This is a genomic window from Dysgonomonas sp. Marseille-Q5470 (assembly GCF_951230145.1).
In the GTDB taxonomy this organism is placed as follows: domain Bacteria; phylum Bacteroidota; class Bacteroidia; order Bacteroidales; family Dysgonomonadaceae; genus Dysgonomonas.
In genome coordinates this window covers 660,056-677,870 of the sequence record NZ_CATNVE010000001.1, presented here as the reverse complement: position 1 = coordinate 677,870, position 17,815 = coordinate 660,056, and the positions used below count along the sequence as shown (strand labels likewise).

The 17,815-nt window shown below is 40.5% G+C and carries 15 protein-coding genes; 13 read left to right on the top strand and 2 right to left on the bottom strand.

Annotated features, from left to right (window positions below):
* Positions 1–2 precede the first annotated feature (2 nt).
* From rsmH to QOX35_RS02810, 13 genes are read left to right on the top strand one after another with little or no spacing between them, the layout of a single operon-like run.
* Positions 3–914, top strand: coding sequence for a 16S rRNA (cytosine(1402)-N(4))-methyltransferase RsmH (gene rsmH, locus QOX35_RS02870; RefSeq protein ID WP_283685714.1), 912 nt, complete (start codon positions 3–5; stop codon positions 912–914).
* Between the two features lies 1 nt (position 915).
* Entirely contained in the window at positions 916–1,245 is a 330-nt protein-coding gene (locus QOX35_RS02865) for an FtsL-like putative cell division protein (protein ID WP_006841453.1), read from the top strand.
* A 20-nt stretch (positions 1,246–1,265) separates the two neighbouring features.
* Positions 1,266–3,467, top strand: coding sequence for a PASTA domain-containing penicillin-binding protein (locus QOX35_RS02860; protein ID WP_283685713.1), 2,202 nt, complete (start codon positions 1,266–1,268; stop codon positions 3,465–3,467).
* Positions 3,468–3,483: 16 nt separating this feature from the next.
* The gene (locus QOX35_RS02855; protein WP_135106752.1) at positions 3,484–4,935 is read left to right on the top strand and encodes a UDP-N-acetylmuramoyl-L-alanyl-D-glutamate--2,6-diaminopimelate ligase; all 1,452 of its coding nucleotides are present in this window, start codon (positions 3,484–3,486) and stop codon (positions 4,933–4,935) included.
* A 22-nt stretch (positions 4,936–4,957) separates the two neighbouring features.
* Positions 4,958–6,220 carry a phospho-N-acetylmuramoyl-pentapeptide-transferase gene (mraY, locus tag QOX35_RS02850; protein ID WP_283685712.1) on the top strand — a complete coding sequence of 421 codons (1,263 nt, stop codon included), beginning with the start codon at positions 4,958–4,960 and terminating at the stop codon, positions 6,218–6,220.
* A gap of 5 nt (positions 6,221–6,225) precedes the next feature.
* Positions 6,226–7,563: a UDP-N-acetylmuramoyl-L-alanine--D-glutamate ligase gene (murD, locus tag QOX35_RS02845; protein ID WP_283685711.1), complete on the top strand. Its 1,338-nt coding sequence runs from the start codon at positions 6,226–6,228 to the stop codon at positions 7,561–7,563.
* A 6-nt stretch (positions 7,564–7,569) separates the two neighbouring features.
* Positions 7,570–8,811: an FtsW/RodA/SpoVE family cell cycle protein gene (locus QOX35_RS02840; RefSeq protein ID WP_283685710.1), complete on the top strand. Its 1,242-nt coding sequence runs from the start codon at positions 7,570–7,572 to the stop codon at positions 8,809–8,811.
* Positions 8,808–9,917, top strand: a complete 1,110-nt coding sequence (gene murG, locus QOX35_RS02835) for an undecaprenyldiphospho-muramoylpentapeptide beta-N-acetylglucosaminyltransferase (RefSeq protein ID WP_283685708.1) — start codon at positions 8,808–8,810, stop codon at positions 9,915–9,917. Before QOX35_RS02840 ends, murG begins: the two co-directional genes overlap by 4 nt.
* 3 nt (positions 9,918–9,920) lie before the next feature.
* A complete protein-coding gene (murC, locus tag QOX35_RS02830) occupies positions 9,921–11,288 on the top strand; it encodes a UDP-N-acetylmuramate--L-alanine ligase (protein ID WP_283685707.1) in 1,368 nt (455 codons plus the stop codon).
* Complete coding sequence (locus QOX35_RS02825) at positions 11,285–12,022, top strand: cell division protein FtsQ/DivIB (protein WP_006841461.1); 738 nt, start codon at positions 11,285–11,287, stop codon at positions 12,020–12,022. The genes murC and QOX35_RS02825 overlap by 4 nt, the downstream gene beginning before the upstream one ends.
* A gap of 58 nt (positions 12,023–12,080) precedes the next feature.
* Positions 12,081–13,409 (top strand): cell division protein FtsA, encoded by a 1,329-nt coding sequence (gene ftsA / locus QOX35_RS02820; protein ID WP_283685705.1) that lies wholly within the window; start codon positions 12,081–12,083, stop codon positions 13,407–13,409.
* 45 nt (positions 13,410–13,454) lie between these two features.
* Complete coding sequence (ftsZ, locus tag QOX35_RS02815) at positions 13,455–14,744, top strand: cell division protein FtsZ (RefSeq protein ID WP_135106740.1); 1,290 nt, start codon at positions 13,455–13,457, stop codon at positions 14,742–14,744.
* Between the two features lie 22 nt (positions 14,745–14,766).
* The gene (locus QOX35_RS02810; RefSeq protein WP_283685704.1) at positions 14,767–15,219 is read left to right on the top strand and encodes a GatB/YqeY domain-containing protein; all 453 of its coding nucleotides are present in this window, start codon (positions 14,767–14,769) and stop codon (positions 15,217–15,219) included.
* A 63-nt stretch (positions 15,220–15,282) separates the two neighbouring features.
* On the opposite strand, the gene QOX35_RS02805 is transcribed toward QOX35_RS02810, so the two are convergent.
* Positions 15,283–15,954, bottom strand: coding sequence for a YiiX family permuted papain-like enzyme (locus QOX35_RS02805; protein ID WP_283685703.1), 672 nt, complete (start codon positions 15,952–15,954; stop codon positions 15,283–15,285).
* A gap of 18 nt (positions 15,955–15,972) precedes the next feature.
* The gene (gene mutL / locus QOX35_RS02800) at positions 15,973–17,805 is read right to left on the bottom strand and encodes a DNA mismatch repair endonuclease MutL (RefSeq protein ID WP_283685702.1); all 1,833 of its coding nucleotides are present in this window, start codon (positions 17,803–17,805) and stop codon (positions 15,973–15,975) included.
* Between the last annotated feature and the right edge of the window lie 10 nt (positions 17,806–17,815).

The window sequence follows — 17,815 nt, the reverse complement described above, 5'->3', positions numbered from 1 at the left end:
TCATGGCCGATGCATATCACATACCGGTTTTGCTTCACGAGAGTATTGACGGGATGAATCTTCACCCTGATAGTATTTGCGTCGATGTTACATTTGGCGGTGGCGGACACTCGAGAGAAATACTGTCACGTCTCGGAGACAAAGGACATCTCTATGCCTTCGATCAGGATGAAGATGCGATAAACAACATTGAAGCTAGCAGTAAGTTCACTTTCATACGCAGCAATTTCCGATATCTTAAAAATTTCATCAAGTATCATAAAGTAGACGGTGTAGATGCTATACTGGCTGATTTGGGCGTTTCGTCACATCACTTCGATGCCGAAGACAGAGGATTCTCTTTCCGTTTCGAAGACAGTGACTTGGATATGCGTATGAATCGTAAGGGAGGAAAAACGGCTGCGCAGATACTAAATACATACACAGAGGAAAAACTGGCAGATGTTTTCTACCTGTATGGTGAACTAAAACAATCGCGGCGGATTGCTTCCGTGATTGTGAAAACAAGAAAAGAAAAACCTTACAAGAAGACGAGTGATTTGCTTGCAACACTCAATTCATTTGTAGGAAGAGGAGAAAAAGAGAAAAAGATACTGGCTCAGGCATTTCAGGCTCTTCGCATAGAAGTAAATGAAGAGATGGAAGTATTGAAGGAGATGTTGGAGCAGGCTCTTGACATACTAAAACCGGGGGGACGGTTGTCAGTCATTACATACCATTCGCTCGAAGACCGTATCGTCAAAAACTTCTTTAAAACAGGAAATTTTGAAGGCAAAGTAGAAAAAGACTTCTTCGGGAACTTCGAAACTCCGTTCAAGCTGATAAACAATAAAGTAATCACTCCATCGAAGGACGAGGAAGAACGCAACCCCCGATCAAGGAGTGCTAAACTAAGAGTTGCTGAAAAAGTTTGATATGACAGTAAAAGATATAAAAAAGAAGATCATGTATATTCTTGGGGGGACTGTTCTCACCGAGGATTTCTTTTGGAAAAACGCACGTTTTATCATCACGGTCTTCGTTATCATTGTGCTGTACATCAGCAATAGGTATAGCTGTATCGAGAAAATGGCGAAAATAGAATCTCTTCAACGCGAACTAAAAGATGCGAAATATGAATCTCTCACCATATCAGCCGAGCTGATGGGTGTAAGCCGCGAATCGAAAGTAGAAGATATGGTTCAGAAAAACGGTGTTGATCTGAAACAAACAAAAGACCCAATATATAAACTGGGAAAGAAATAAATAGCAAGAAAGAATAGAAGATGGCGAAAAAATCTGAAGGAACATCAAAGAATATAGCGATCAGCCGATATGGATGGATTGCACTTATTATGTCCCTGATATTTATTGCAATTCTAATATGTATATTCAATATAAAGTATGTAGAAGGCCCCATGTGGCGCGAACTAGGCATACAAGAAACCGTAAAGAAAGATAGAGAAATACGCCCCAACAGAGGTAATATTTATGCCGACGACGGACGCCTGCTGGCAACAAGTGAACCCCTCTACGGAGTATATGTCGACTTTATGGCCGATGGCATAAAGAAAGATACATTAATGAAATACGTTACACCTCTGTCACAAGCTCTAGCGAAGAAGTTTCCCGACAGAAGTGCAGCCCAGTACAAAAGAGTAATATTAGACGGATGGGACTTGAGCCGTAAAGAGCTCGCCCAAATAGAAAGAAATAGGGAGAGCGGTTCAAACCAAAAAGTAAAGGTTCGCAGCCGCTATGTGCGTATTATTCGCCCCGATATAAACTATATAGACCTGAAAGAAGTTCTCACCTACCCATTCTTTAGTCAGAGAAGCAATAGAAGCGGCTTGTTTACAGAAGAAAAAACAATGCGTTTAAAACCTTTTGGTCGCCTCGCAGGAAGAACCGTAGGATCTATATACAAAGACTTCGACGCAGGAGGAGCCAGTGGTCTGGAACTAAAATACGACTCTATACTAAAAGGAATTCCGGGTCTGAAAACACGCCAACGCGTACAGGGTCGCTGGATAGACGTTGTATTGAACGAGCCAACCGATGGATGGGATATAAAAACCACTTTGAATGTAGATGTCCAAGACTTAGCAGAGAAAGCTCTCTACAACAAGCTGGTAGAGACCAATGCCGAATCTGGATGTGCTATTGTAATGGAAGTGGCTACAGGAGAGATAAAAGCCATAACCAATCTCGACCGCATGTCGCCCGGTGTTTATGCCGAAGGTAATCCAAATGCTTTTTCGTACATGTCCGAGCCGGGGTCTACCTTCAAGACAGTGTCACTGATGATTGCCCTCGAAGACGGAGTAGTTACCCCCGATGAAGAAATCTTTGTCGGCAACGGATTGTTCGAATATAAGGGACGCATCGTAAAAGACCATGACTGGCGTAAAGGACAAGACAAAGGCTATGTAACAGTGGCGAGAGGAATGTACTCTTCGCTGAACGTTGCTATCGCAAAAATGATATTAAAAGGTTATGAGAATAACCCTCAAAAATATGTACAGCGCATCCATGATCTGGGGCTTACAAAAAAAATAGAATGGGATGTTCCACTGCAAGGAAAAGAAGGAACTTCTGTCATTCGCTTCCCCGATGATAAATCAAACCCATGGTCTAAAACGACATTGCCATGGATGTCATTCGGCTATGAGACACAGGTACCACCTATTTACATGCTAATGTTTTATAATGGTATTGCAAATAAAGGGAAGATGATCAAGCCGTTTCTCACCAAAGCCTTCATGAGAGACGGAAAAATAGAAGAAGAATTTGAAACCGAGATTATAAATCCTTCATTATGTTCCGAAAAGACCCTCAAAGAGGTGCAAGATATTCTAAGAGGTGTTGTAACCGATGGTACAGGAAAAACCATTGAATCGGAAATGTTTCCTATCTCAGGAAAAACAGGAACAGCGATGATTGCAGCCAGAGGGGGATACGAAGGGTATTATGTATCATTTTGCGGATACTTCCCATCAGACAATCCCAAATATACTTGCTTTGTAGGTATACGCAGACCACAGGGAATTCCATCGGGAGGACTTATGCCGGGAGCGGTATTCAAAACCATTGCCGAAGGGATATATACTCGAAATACTGTAGCAACCCCTATCCTTGCTCAGAAAGATACAGTAAACTCACTTATACCTATCGTTAAAAGCGGTTCGTTCAAAAATACAGAGATTGTTTTGAAAAAATTAAAACAAGATTACAACTATTCGGGAGATAAAGTAGACTGGATAAATACAGACTCTTCGATCAATGGTATTCTTCTTCAAAGCAATTCTTCTATCAAGCAAGGATTAGTCCCTAACGTCATAGGAATGGGCGCACGTGATGCCATATATTTATTAGAGATTGAAGGACTGAAAGTAAACCTTATAGGTGCAGGAAAAGTGAAACAGCAATCTATAGCTCCGGGACCAAGAACAACGAAAGGAGCAACCATAACCATAGAATTAAATTAACGAAAAAAATACAGATATGAAGTTGCAGGATTTACTTAAAAACATAGATGTAATAGAAATAAAGGGAGAACAGGATATAGATGTAACCGGAGTTTTTACAGACTCCCGCAAGGCAACTCCCGGATCGGTTTTCATTGCTCTTAAAGGCGTTCAGGTGGATGGTCATCTATATATAAAAAACGCTTTGGAACTAGGGGCTAAAGTTATTCTTCACGAAAGCAAAATAGATACTTCTAACGAAGGCATCACATATATAAAAGTAAAAGACAGCGCCGATGCTGCCGGAAAGATAGCTACACATTGGTACGGCGACCCGTCAAACAATCTGAAGCTGGTAGGTGTGACAGGCACAAACGGAAAAACAACAACAGCCACATTACTTTATGAGATGTTCCGCAAGCTGGGATATAAAGTAGGCTTGTTGTCAACCGTAGCCAATTATATAGATGGCAAAGTATATCATGCCACACATACTACCCCCGACCCTATTTCGTTGAACGAAATGCTCAAAAATATGGTAGATGCAGGGTGCGAATATGCCTTTATGGAAGTAAGCTCGCACGCTATTCATCAGAAACGTATAAGTGGTCTAAAATTTGAAGGGGGAATATTTACCAACCTTACACAAGACCATTTGGACTACCATAAAACAATGGGCGAATACCTAAAAGCGAAGAAAGCTTTCTTCGACCAACTACCCGAAACAGCATTCGCTCTTACCAATATCGATGACAAAAACGGATTGGTAATGTTACAAAACACAAAGGCTAAAACAAGCACTTATTCTGTTCATTCCTTAGCCGATTTCAAAGCACGAATTATCGAAAAACACTTCGATGGTACTGCAATAGAAATCAATGGCAAAGAGTTGCAGGTACAGTTTGTGGGAGTATTTAATGTATACAACCTGCTTGCTGTCTACGGGGCAACCATATTGTTAGGACAAAGCTCGGAAGAAGCTCTGCTTGTACTTAGTACTCTAAAACCGGTATCAGGCCGATTCGAAACAATCCGTTCATCTCAAGGCTTTACTGCGATTGTAGACTATGCGCATACGCCCGATGCTCTCACCAATGTATTGGAAGCAATACACGAGGTATTGGAAGGAAACGGCCGTGTAATAACAGTTGTAGGTTGCGGAGGAAACAGGGATAAGACAAAACGTCCGATCATGGCACGCGAAGCTGTGCGTTTGAGCGATCAGGTTATCCTTACTTCCGACAACCCTCGCTACGAAGAGCCGCAAGCTATAATCAATGATATGGCAGATGGGCTAAACAGCGAACAATTGAAAAAAGCACTTCTGATTGTAGAACGTGAACAGGCCATAAAAACGGCATGTGCATTGGCTAAAGCGGGAGATGTAATCCTTATTGCAGGAAAAGGGCACGAAGATTATCAAGATGTAAAAGGAGTAAAACATCATTTTGATGATAAAGAAATAGTTAAGAACATTTTTGGAGAATAACTAGAAAAATAAGAAAGACAAGATGCTATATTATTTATTCGATTACTTAGACAAATTAGATTTCCCGGGAGCAGGGATGTTTCGCTATGTCTCATTCAGGGCAGCCATGGCTGTAATATTCTCCTTGCTGATTTCTACTATTATAGGAAGACGGATCATCGACAAATTGCAAAAGCTGCAAATAGGTGAAACAGTCCGTAATCTTGGTCTTGAAGGACAACTAAGTAAAAAAGGAACCCCTACCATGGGCGGTGTTATCATCATTATAGCAATACTAACACCTGTGCTACTTTTTGCCCGAATAGACAATGTATATATCATTCTCATGTTGATCACAACAATATGGCTTGGTGCACTGGGCTTTCTGGACGACTATATAAAAGTTTTCAAAAAAGATAAAGAAGGGTTACAAGGTAAATTTAAAATAGTGGCACAGGTCGGACTGGGATTGATAGTGGGTCTGACAATATACCTGAGCCCCGATATAATTATCCGTGAGAATATAGAATACCGTAATCAGGACAATGTAATAGAGCGTGTAAGCTATGTAGCTGAAGGAGTAAAATCCACTCAGACAACAATCCCATTTATGAAAAATAACAACCTCGACTACGAGGATCTTGTTGGCTTTATGGGAGAATATGCTGAACCGGCAGCATGGATACTGTTTGTGTTCATCGTTATTTTTATTGTAACTGCCGTATCCAATGGAGCCAACCTTACCGACGGACTCGATGGATTGGCAGCCGGAAGCTCGGCCATTATCGGAGTAACACTCGGCATACTCGCATATGTTTCAGGGCACATGGAGTTTGCGTCTTATCTCAACATTATGTTTATACCCGGCAGTCAGGAACTCGTAATATTTGCCGCTGCATTTATCGGGGCTACAATTGGATTCCTTTGGTATAACGCCTTCCCGGCACAGGTTTTCATGGGAGATACGGGTAGTCTGACATTAGGGGGAATTATCGGCGTTTTTGCCGTTGTTATTCACAAAGAATTGCTACTCCCTATACTCTGTGGAATATTCTTTGTAGAGAGTATTTCGGTAATGATGCAAGTGGCATTCTTCAAATTCACAAAGAAAAAATATGGAGAAGGCAGACGTATTTTCAAAATGACTCCTTTGCACCATCATTTTCAGAAAGCAGGAAATTCGGGAATACAAGCCTTGTTTCAAAAACCAATAGGGCCTATACCCGAGTCGAAGATTGTAGTCCGTTTTTGGATTATTGGAATTATTCTGGCAGTACTTACATTGGCAACATTAAAAATGCGATAAAATAAATGATGAACAAGATTATCATATTAGGAGGAGGAGAGAGCGGCGTAGGCTCGGCTATACTGGCACAGGCAAAAGGATTTGATGTTTTTTTGTCTGACAGCGGACCGTTAAAAGACCAGTACAAAGCCGAACTCGATCAGTATGGCATACCTTACGAGGAAAAAGGACATACCGAAGACCTCATACTGGCTGCAACCGAGATCATCAAAAGCCCGGGTATTCCTAATTATGCACCTCTTGTTCACAAAGCAGCAGAGAAGGGAATTCCTATCCTATCGGAGATGGAATTTGCCAAACGCTACACTTCCGCAAAAATGATCTGTATTACAGGCAGTAATGGGAAGACAACCACTACCAGCCTCATCTACCATATACTGAAATCGGCAGGACTAAATGTAGGTCTTGGAGGAAACATCGGAAGAAGTTTTGCCCGTCAGGTAGCAGAAGATAATTTCGACTATTATGTATTGGAACTAAGTAGTTTCCAGCTTGAAAACATGTACTCGTTTAAGGCAGATATCGCCATTCTTTTAAATATCACTCCCGATCATCTCGACAGATATGATCATGATATGCAAAAGTATGTTGATGCCAAAATGCGTATTGTGCAAAACCAGACGGAAGAAGATGCTTTTATATTTTGGGAAGAAGACCCGATTGTAAGCAAAGAAATACAAAAGCTGATATCGAAAGGCAAGCAATATACATTTGCCGACCACAAAGTGGGTAATGCTATTGCATACCCCGAAAACAATGAAATAAAAATAGATACTCCTAAATCGGTTTTCATTATGAAAGAAGATTTACTAGCACTCGAAGGAACACATAACCTGTATAACTCGCTTGCATCAGGTATCACGGCAAAGTTGCTGGATATAACAGATGAAAACTTGCGCCACTCACTTAGTGATTTTCAGGGAGTAGAACATCGCCTTGAAAAAGTGGCCAAAGTGAGAGGTATACAGTTTATAAACGACTCCAAGGCAACTAATGTTAATTCGTGCTGGTATGCTTTACAAAGCATGAAAACGAAGGTTGTACTTATTTTAGGAGGAACAGATAAGGGGAATGACTATACAGAGATCGAGCAATTGGTTAAAGATAAAGTTCGCGCTTTGGTTTTCCTCGGAGTTGACAACAGTAAGCTGCATAAATTCTTTGATGGTAAAATAGATAATATTGTAGATACCTCATCAATGAAGGATGCAGTAGAAAAATCTTACGCATTGGCTCAAGAGGGAGATACGGTTTTACTATCGCCTTGCTGCGCCAGTTTCGACCTCTTCCAGAATTATGAGGATAGAGGTGACCAGTTTAAAGAATACGTCAGAAAACTGTAATCAAAAATGGAATTCAATTTTTTAGGGCGGGCATTCAAAGGAGATAAAGTTATATGGTGTATATTTATCGCACTGTGTATTATCTCTTTGCTTGAAGTATTTAGTGCTACAAGTACAATTGCCTACCGTCAACATAGCCACTGGGCACCGATTCTGCGACATGCGGCATTCCTGCTTATTGGTTTTGCCCTCGTCATGTTTTTGCAGAGGGTTCCCAGCAAATATTTCTCAGTATTACTATTGGGAATACCGCTATCTGCTGTTCTCCTTGTTGTCACCATGTTTATGGGGCAAGATGTGAATGGGGCACAACGCTGGCTAGGTATCGGTGCATTTACGATACAACCTTCCGAGTTTGCTAAAATTTCGGCAATCGGGTTTGTCTCCTTCTTTTTAAGTAAGATGAAGCCTGATAATGAAGGTTGGATATTCAAGACTCTTATTATTGGTATTGGAGCTCTATGCTTACTTATTGCACCCGAAAACTTATCTACGGCATGTCTCCTTTTTGGCGTATGCTTTATGCTTATGTTTATCGGACAGGTCAGCCTCAGAAAGTTAGGACTGATTGCTTTTGTTGGTCTTGCTGCTATAGCTATTTTGCTAGGCAGCCTTACGCTCCTACCCGACTCTTTTGCAAAAGAGTATTTACCGGGACGTCTGGCTACATGGAAAAACCGTATAGAAAGGCACTCGGAAGAAGATAAAGAGATGAGGAACGCCGACGGAACTATTGCCTATAAAATAACTGACGACAATTACCAGGTATCGCATGCTAAGATAGCTATAGCTAACGGCGGTATAATCGGCTTGCCGGGAAGCGGTGTGGAACGAGACTTTCTTCCACAAGCCTATTCCGACTTTATCTTTGCCATCATCCTTGAAGAAACAGGACTGCTTGGGGGGCTATTCGTCTTGCTTTTATATGTAGCTCTGATGTTCAGGTGTGGCGTTCTGGCGTCAAAATGCGAAAAGAAGTTCCCGAGGTATCTTATACTCGGATCTGCACTTATACTCACAATACAGGCTTTGGCTAATATGGCCGTAGCCGTCAATTTGATTCCTGTTACAGGACAACCTCTGCCTCTGGTAAGCCGGGGTGGAACGTCTACCATTATCACATGTGCCTATTTTGGCATTATCCTGGCATGCTCATCCCGACTCAACGATTCAGATCATGAAGATGTGGACGAAAGCATTGCCAATATAGATTTTGAACCCTATGTAAAAGATACAGAAGAACAATGAAAAATCTGAGAGTTATTATTAGCGGAGGTGGAACAGGAGGTCATATATTTCCGGCAATAGCTATTGCTAACACCATCAAAAAACGTTACGCTGACTCCGAAATACTTTTTGTGGGAGCCGAAGGACGCATGGAAATGGAAAAAGTTCCAAACGCAGGATACAAAATAGAAGGGTTAAATGTAGTCGGGATTAGCAGAAAAAATCCGATTAAGATATTTTCTACAATCTGGAAATTTCAGAAAAGCCTCAATCGGGCCAGCAAAATCATAAAAGGATTTAAGCCCGATATCGTGATTGGCGTGGGAGGATATGCCAGTGGCCCAACGTTGTATAAGGCAAGTAAACTTGGTATCCCTACCCTCATCCAAGAGCAAAATTCGTATGCCGGAATTACAAACAAGTTTTTAGGCAAGAAGGCTTCCAGTATCTGTGTTGCCTACGAAAATATGGAAAGATTCTTTCCGAAAGATAAAATAGTGATGACTGGCAACCCTTGTCGTGAAGAATTATTATCATCGAATATAACGAAAGAAGATGCCTATACAGAGTTTAACCTCGACCCGAATAAAAAAACGATTCTGGTTGTAGGTGGCAGCCTTGGTTCGAGAACAATAAACAAAAGTATATTTAACGGAATAGAAGCTTTGTCAGAGTCAGACATACAAATCATTTGGCAATGTGGGAAACTATACTTTTTCGAACTGAATATGGATCTGGCATCGAAAGGGAATCCACAGAATATTCATATCCATGAATTCATTTCCCGAATGGATTTAGCATATAAAGCAGCCGATTTGGTCATCTCAAGAGCAGGTGCAAGCTCTATCTCCGAACTATGCTTGTTGGGCAAACCGGTTATTCTTGTTCCTTCTCCAAATGTATCGGAAGATCATCAAACCAAAAATGCAATGGCTCTGGTAAACAAAGATGCCGCTATCCTCATAAAGGATATTGAAGCGAACGATTTGTTGGTTAAAACAGCTTTGGAGACAATAAAGGATAAGGACAAGCTAAAAACTCTGTCAGAAAATATTTTAAAATTAGCGCAACATGATTCGGCAAACCGAATTGTAGATGAAGCAATAGGACTAATAAAGCGAAAATAAAACATGAATAATATAAAAGCAGTATATTTCATCGGAATCGGTGGTATCGGGATGAGTAATCTGGCTCGCTACTTTATGTCGAAAGGTAAAAAGGTAGCAGGCTATGATCGTACCGAAACACCATTGACAAAAGAACTGGTAAAAGAAGGCGCAGAAATTCACTATTCGGATAGTGTAAGCCTGATACCTGAATACTGCAAAGACAAGGATACGACATTAGTGGTTTATACGCCGGCTGTTCCATCCGAGAACGAAGAAGTTATATATTTCCACGAGCAGAATTTTACGATACAGAAGCGTGCTCAGGTTTTAGGAACTATCACCAAGTCGAGCAAAGCTCTTTGTTGTGCGGGAACACACGGAAAGACAACAACATCAAGTATGCTGGCACACATCCTTAAACAATCGCACCTCGATTGTAATGCTTTCTTAGGCGGTATACTAAAAAATTATAGCAGCAATCTAATGCTTTCAGACAAGAGTGAGTTTACCGTTATCGAAGCTGATGAGTATGACCGCTCTTTCCACTGGCTGCATCCGTATATGGCTCTTATTACCTCTGTAGACCCAGACCATCTGGATATCTATGGAACGGAAGAAGAGTATCTCAAAAGCTTTGAAAAATTCACTACTCTCATCCAACAAGGAGGAGCCTTGGTGATGAAACACAATATAAAACTCTCACCCAAAGTTGCAGAAGGAGTTAAGGTATATACCTACTCTGAAGATAAAGGCGATTTCCATGCAAAGAACATAAAAATAGGCAACGGTGAAATTCGCTTCGACTTTGTTACTCCAAAGGAAGTAATAGACAACATACAACTTGGCGTTCCTGTAAGAATAAATATAGAGAATAGCATCGGAGCAATGGCTCTGGCATGGCTCAATGGTGCTACAACTGACGAACTGAGACATGCAATGCTCACATTTCAGGGGGCAAAACGTCGTTTCGATTTTATCCTTAAAACAGATAAGATCGTGATGATAGACGACTATGCGCACCACCCTCAGGAACTAGCAGCAAGCATTACATCTGTAAAGGAATTATATCCTGACCGTAAGGTTACAGGAGTTTTTCAGCCTCACCTCTATAGCCGGACAAAAGATTTTGCCGATGAGTTTGCAAAGAGTCTTTCTTTGCTTGACGAACTCATTTTACTGGATATATATCCTGCAAGGGAAAAACCGATAGAAGGTGTGACTTCAAAAATAATTTTCGACAAGGTTACCTGTCCTAAAACATTGTGTAACAAGCAAGAATTATTACCTTTATTGGAAAATAAAAATGATATTGAGGTTCTATTAACAGTCGGAGCTGGAGATATCGATCAATTGTTGGAAGCAATAAAAGAAGTTTTAAAAGAGAAATGATAAAAAAAATATTAGTCATCGGAGGAATATGCCTTCTTGCAGGCTATCTTATTTTCTCGGCTTTTTATTTCGAAAAAAAGCCGCAAGATGACTTTTGTACAAGTTTTGAAGTAGAAATAAAAAATAGCGCCGAGGGCAATAAGTTTATCGAAACAAAAGATATTGTAAGTTATATCAAAGATAAAGGGCTTGACCCTACAGGCAAACAATTAAAAAACATTAATACAAACAAGATAGAGGAGGCCATAATGGCCAATCAGCTGATAAAAGAAGCCAACGTATTTGTTACAAACAATAGAGCCGTAAAAGCCGTAATTGAAGAGCGGAAGCCGATTCTGCGTGTTATAAGCAGCCTCGGAGGAAACTATTATATAGATAATACAGGCAATAAAATGCCTCTTTCTAATCGCTCTACAGCATACCTCCCTATAGCAACAGGAGCAATAAAAGAAGAGTTTGCAAAGACCGACTTATATAAATTTGCATTATTTTTGCATAATGATGAGTTTTGGAATGCACAAATTGAACAAATAGTCGTACTACCTAACCAGGATATTAAATTAATACCCCGTGTCGGTGATCATCAGGTCATACTAGGCAGTGTGGACGGATGTAAAGAGAAGCTTGCCAAATTGCTCACCTTTTATCAAAACGGGCTTAACGAGACCGGGTGGAATAAATATTCAGTCATAAATCTGAAGTTTAACAAACAAGTTGTTTGTACAAAACGTTGAATAAAGAACAAGATCTGGACAATTCTTTCGAATTGGACTGTAAAGGAGAAGAAGATATATGGAACAATCAGGATTTATTGTAGGTATTGACCTTGGCACATCAAAAATTGTTGGTGTACTGGGACGTAAGAATGAACAAGGCGTTATTTCCATCTTGGCATCGGAATGTATACCTGCCGATTCATGTGTAAAATATGGGACAATATATAATATAGATGATGCCGCCGGCAAAATCAAAGGACTTATTCACCTGTTAGAAAACAAGACAGGGAAGAAAATAGGAAAAGCTTATGTTTCTGTTGCCGGAAAATCACTTCGGGCAATAGAACACAAAGAGACTAAATTGCTCGATGGCAACACTCCTATTACATTTGCCATACTCGACGGAATGGAACAGCAAGCTAAGCTGAACAAACCTGATTTCTTTGCCAACTATAGCGTCCTTGCTCCTGAATACTACCTTGACGGACAATACGAAGAAGACCCGATTGATAAGGTTGCTTCTGTAATTGAAGGCCATTACCGTTTGGTTATCGGACGCCCTAATATAAAGAGCAATCTTGCAAAAAGTACAGAGAAGGCTCAGATTGATATTGCCGGATTTATTGTGGGCCCTGTAGCCGCAGGTGCTCTCGTCCTGGAAGAACAAGATAGACAAGCTGGATGTGCTCTGGTCGATTTTGGCGCAGGCACTACTACATTATCCATATATAAGGGCGGATTGCTTCGCTATATGGCAGTTATTCCGTTCGGAGGACGTACGATTACGAAAGATGTTCAGGGATTAGGCTTTGTCTTCGAATCTGCCGAAACATACAAAATACGTTATGCAAAATTAGGTAAAGAAAAAGCAAGGCCAACCAGTGATACTTCAGCCGATATAGATCTCAGAGAGTTGAACAAAGTGATACAACTACGTCAGGACGAGATTATCTTGAATGTGATTCATCAGATAAAAGAGTCAGGATTTGGAGATAAACTGGATGCCGGAATTATTATAATAGGTGGAGCATCGCAAATGACAGGGCTGGAAGAATACTTTGCAGACAAAGCACAACTTCCGGTAAAGCGGGCAACACCAAAACGTGTATATATTAATAATGCAGCCGAATTACTGCAAAATCCAGTATATACACAGGCTCTTAGCTTATTGCTTTTTGCAAATGAAAATTGCGAAAGGAAAGAAGCCTTCAGACCGGAACCTGTACCGGTTCAACAAACAACTCCTACTCCACCTGCTCCCGAAATTGAGGAAGAAGAGGATGAGGAAGAAGCTCCTAAGCCTAAAAAGGGAAAGAAAGATAAAAACAAAGGGCAAACATCGCTCTTTAGGTTCTTCGAAAAAGTACAAAACTTTGGAGGAACAGTATTCAACGATGAAGAATAATCGAAGTAAATCCCTTAAGTTATAACAAAACAAATACGCTAAGATATGGATGAAAAAATACTGGATTTTCAATTCCCAAGAAAAACTCAGACAATCATAAAGGTTATAGGTGTAGGTGGTGGTGGTGGTAACGCCGTAAATCACATGTTTAATGAAGGTATACATGATGTATCGTTTGCATTGTGCAATACCGATAATCAAGCATTGTGCGAATCTCCGGTAGAAACACGAGTCCAACTGGGAAGAAAAACCACGGAAGGGCTTGGAGCAGGAAACCGCCCCGAAGTTGCAAAAGCTGCGGCAGAAGAGAGTCGTGAGGATCTGGAAAAACTATTGGGAGACGGAACCAAAATGGTATTTATCACTGCCGGAATGGGAGGTGGTACCGGAACAGGAGCAGCCCCTGTAGTAGCCCGTATTGCTAAAGATATGGGAATACTTACAGTTGGTATCGTTACCATACCATTTGTATTCGAAGGCCGTAAAAAGATTATACAAGCACTGAAAGGTGTGGAAAATATAGCACGCAACGTTGATGCACTGCTTGTGATCAACAATGAGAGACTGATTGATATCTATGCCGACCTGACTATCCCCAATGCTTTTGCAAAAGCTGATGATACGCTGACAATAGCAGCTAAAGGTATTGCGGAGATAATCACAGTACACGGACATATAAATCTGGACTTTGCCGATGTGAAAACCATCTTGAAAGATGGTGGAGTAGCCATTATGAGTAGCGGACGAGGTGAAGGAGAAAATCGTGTGGAAGATGCAATTGTAAATGCGCTTCACTCTCCATTATTGAATAACAATGATGTATTTGATGCCAAGAAGATTCTATTTAATATCTATTCGAGCGAAGAAGAACCGCTCATAGTAGAAGAGATGGAAGCTGTTGCCAACTTTATGAAGCGCTTTGGCCCAGAGATAGAAGTTATTTGGGGTACTGCTATAGATAAAAATCTAGGCAAGCAGGTAAAAATAACTTTGCTGGCCACAGGATTTGGTATGTCGAGCATCCCGGGCATGGAAAGTGATCTTATCGAAATTGATGAGGAAGAAGAGGAAGAAAGAATCAGGCAGGAAGAAGAAGAAAAACGCCGTATCAACGAAATGATTGAAAAGCATTACGGAAAAGATGGTGTGCAAACTGTAGCTGTCCGTTCTTCGTTTTTCGGACAAAAGCCGATTATCCTATCTACAGATGAATTGGATAATGATAAGATTATTGACGCTTTGGAAAATACTCCGGTATTCAAACGTGATGAAAAATTCAACCCAAGCGAATACAAACCGGAAATGAAGAAACAAGGTGGCCTTTTTAATGACTAAATCATAATAAAAAAATACAACAATGAACTTATTTGATAAAGTAAGCGAAGATATCAAAGACGCAATGCGCGCAAAGGACAAAATAAGACTAGAGGCGTTGCGAGGAATGAAAAAAGAATTTCTTGAAGCAAAAACAGCAAAAGGAGCTAATGATGAATTATCTGACGAAGCAGCAACTCTTATCTTGCAAAAGATGGTGAAGCAACGTAAAGATAGCGCAGAAATATATAAGAATCAGGGGCGTGAAGACCTGGCCGGAGATGAATTAGCACAGATTGCTGTTATAGAAGCATATCTGCCAAAGCAATTATCACAAGAAGAACTGGATGCAAGAATCACCGAAATTATAGCTCAGGTAGGAGCTTCATCTCCTGCTGATATGGGTAAAGTGATGGGTGTAGCGACAAAAGCTCTTGCAGGTATTGCTGCCGGAAAAGCTATTTCTGAAACAGTAAAAAAGCTGTTGAATAAATAACACTGGTATAATTTTATTATAAATACAAAAAGCAGAATATTCGAATATTCTGCTTTTTGTATCTTATAGAGTATGAGAAATAACCGTCTCTAACATACTACTATTAAAAATAGATGCGGGGGAAATTACAACCTCATCTTTCGGTATTTTATCGCCGTATCGTTCTTTTAGTTTCTGTTGGACTTCTTCCCCTGTCAAGTCAAAGTCTCTTAAGTACTGGAGCTTGCCAACTTCAACTTCTGCGCCTCGCTTATATATTTTCCAGACAAGTTCAGAAGAGTATATTTTTTCGTCCGACCAGTCAAATGCAGAGTCATAACTTTTTCCTAAAAATTTAGACCCCTCCTCTTTCATTTTCTTCAGCGTGTTAAAGGTTAATATTTGATTTGCAATCCTTAGCCGTTTGATTACATAATGACCATCCTTTCCCTTTGCTACCCACTCATCTAAAGGAGTCAGCTTTACAGTTTCAGCAGCCTCATAGACATAGAATCTACCATTATTCTTATAAATAATGCCACAGTGAGAATACTTTGAGTTTGTAGCTTGTTGAATAGCCTCACTCTGAGCCGAGAGTGAAGTCTGAAAGATTATATCGCCATCTTCTATCTGTTCTTCCCGAGTAGCTTTAGCCTTATCGGTAGAGACTGTCGTTGATGGATAAAAGTAGTAGGCACATAGCCCTAAAATAAAAAAGATACTAAAGATGAGAGAGATAATTTTCGCCTTTCTCATAGATAAATAGTTTAAGATTTACTTGAACATTTTCTCTATCGCATCATCTTCGAGCATAGAGATAATTGTTTTTCCGTCAGGAGTATGTTTATATGCAGAGGAAGCAAAAAGCTGATCGACAATCTTATTCATCTCCTCTGTAGACAACGTATGTCCATAAGGGATTGATGCAGCATAAGCCATCGAAAGTGCCAGTGCCTCGCGTATTTCCTCTTTTACATCGCTGCCGCTCTCTATACTCTTATTTATCATATTGTGCACAAGCTGTACAGAGTCTATATTAGTTATTTCGGCAGGTGTACCATTTATAGCATAAGAATTATTCCCTAAATGACTCAGATCGAAGCCTACAGCCTCAAGATCGTCTGTCAGATAAGGCATCATAGCAGACTCTGATGGAGACAGCTCGATAATCTCGGGAAATAGTGCTCGTTGTGAGATGCCTCTTTTATGCTCTATCTGAGATAAAAACTGATCGAACAATATACGAATATGAGCACGATGCTGATCGATTAGCATTAGCCCCGATTTAACGGAGGTAAGGATATAGCGGTTCTTGTATTGATAATGTACCACCATTTCGGGAACTATCTTTTCAGAATCACCTGTTTGTTGCTGACTAAAAATATCAACATCGGGGACAACCTCTGTCGAAAAATCGGCAGTATTTTTATCACTTTCAAATCCTTTGTATAACTGATCCAAATCGAACTTTGGACGCTGATAGTTTGTCCTTGCAGGCGACTTGAATGGATTATATGAAGGATCTACATTTACACGAGGTTGAGATATATTTTTTGAAGGATCGTGTATCGGTATATCTATAGCTCCTTCGGTATCAAAATCGATTGTAGGCACTTCATTAAACTTACCCAATGCCTCCTTGATGGCTGCGGTTAGAATTTGCCAGATAGGCTGTTCATTTTCAAACTTTATCTCTGTCTTTGTCGGATGTATATTTACATCAATAGTAGAGGGATCAACTTGAAAATAAATAAAATAGTTTGGATACTCGCCGTTCAGAATCAAAGGGTCGAATGCAGACTGTACAGCCTTATTAAAATATGCATGACGCATATACCTGTTATTCACAAAAAAGAACTGCTGGGCTCTGGCTTTTCGTGCCGATTCGGGCTTACCTATAAAGCCGGTTATCTTAGCCAGAGAAGTATCTATATCAATAGAGATAAGCTGCTGATTGAAGTTCTTGCCTACAACATTAACGATACGCTGCCGTAAACCTCCGGCCGGAAATTTTAGTACCTCTACATCATTATCTATAAAAGTAAATTCGATGGAAGGGTTGACCAGAACAATACGCTCCAGTTCGGTAAGAATATTCCTACGTTCGGTATCGTTCGATTTCAAGAATTTACGACGGGCAGGAACATTATAGAATATGTTCTTTACAGAGAAATTACTCCCTACGGGACAAGCCACAGGCTCCTGACTTTCGACTCTCGACCCTGCTATTTGCAGCAAAGTACCGAGCTCATCTTCAGCCCTTCTTGTTTTAACTTCCACATGCGAGATAGCGGCAATAGAGGGCAAAGCCTCACCCCTGAACCCCATGGTGTGAAGATCAAACAAATCATCCGCTTTTCTTATCTTAGATGTAGCATGCCGTTCAAAGGCCATACGGGCATCTGTTGCCGACATTCCTTTTCCGTTATCTATCACCTGAATCAGTGTACGGCCGGCATCCTTAATGATAAGCTGTATACTGTCCGCACCGGCATCGATGGCATTCTCAACCAATTCCTTCACCACTGACGAAGGCCGTTGAATAACCTCTCCTGCCGCGATTTGATTGGCTATAGAATCGGGTAAAAGATGTATTATATCACTCATTATTATTCTA

What these genes read in the sequence shown, in the direction of transcription:
- mutL (WP_283685702.1), bottom strand. Translation starts at nt 17,805, where the DNA reads ATGAGTGATATAATACATCTTTTACCCGATTCTATAGCCAATCAAATC.
- ftsA (WP_283685705.1), top strand. Translation starts at nt 12,081, where the DNA reads ATGGAACAATCAGGATTTATTGTAGGTATTGACCTTGGCACATCAAAA.
- murD (WP_283685711.1), top strand. Translation starts at nt 6,226, where the DNA reads ATGATGAACAAGATTATCATATTAGGAGGAGGAGAGAGCGGCGTAGGC.
- QOX35_RS02805 (WP_283685703.1), bottom strand. Translation starts at nt 15,954, where the DNA reads ATGAGAAAGGCGAAAATTATCTCTCTCATCTTTAGTATCTTTTTTATT.
- QOX35_RS02825 (WP_006841461.1), top strand. Translation starts at nt 11,285, where the DNA reads ATGATAAAAAAAATATTAGTCATCGGAGGAATATGCCTTCTTGCAGGC.
- QOX35_RS02865 (WP_006841453.1), top strand. Translation starts at nt 916, where the DNA reads ATGACAGTAAAAGATATAAAAAAGAAGATCATGTATATTCTTGGGGGG.
- mraY (WP_283685712.1), top strand. Translation starts at nt 4,958, where the DNA reads ATGCTATATTATTTATTCGATTACTTAGACAAATTAGATTTCCCGGGA.
- QOX35_RS02810 (WP_283685704.1), top strand. Translation starts at nt 14,767, where the DNA reads ATGAACTTATTTGATAAAGTAAGCGAAGATATCAAAGACGCAATGCGC.
- QOX35_RS02860 (WP_283685713.1), top strand. Translation starts at nt 1,266, where the DNA reads ATGGCGAAAAAATCTGAAGGAACATCAAAGAATATAGCGATCAGCCGA.
- QOX35_RS02855 (WP_135106752.1), top strand. Translation starts at nt 3,484, where the DNA reads ATGAAGTTGCAGGATTTACTTAAAAACATAGATGTAATAGAAATAAAG.
- QOX35_RS02840 (WP_283685710.1), top strand. Translation starts at nt 7,570, where the DNA reads ATGGAATTCAATTTTTTAGGGCGGGCATTCAAAGGAGATAAAGTTATA.
- ftsZ (WP_135106740.1), top strand. Translation starts at nt 13,455, where the DNA reads ATGGATGAAAAAATACTGGATTTTCAATTCCCAAGAAAAACTCAGACA.
- rsmH (WP_283685714.1), top strand. Translation starts at nt 3, where the DNA reads ATGGCCGATGCATATCACATACCGGTTTTGCTTCACGAGAGTATTGAC.
- murG (WP_283685708.1), top strand. Translation starts at nt 8,808, where the DNA reads ATGAAAAATCTGAGAGTTATTATTAGCGGAGGTGGAACAGGAGGTCAT.
- murC (WP_283685707.1), top strand. Translation starts at nt 9,921, where the DNA reads ATGAATAATATAAAAGCAGTATATTTCATCGGAATCGGTGGTATCGGG.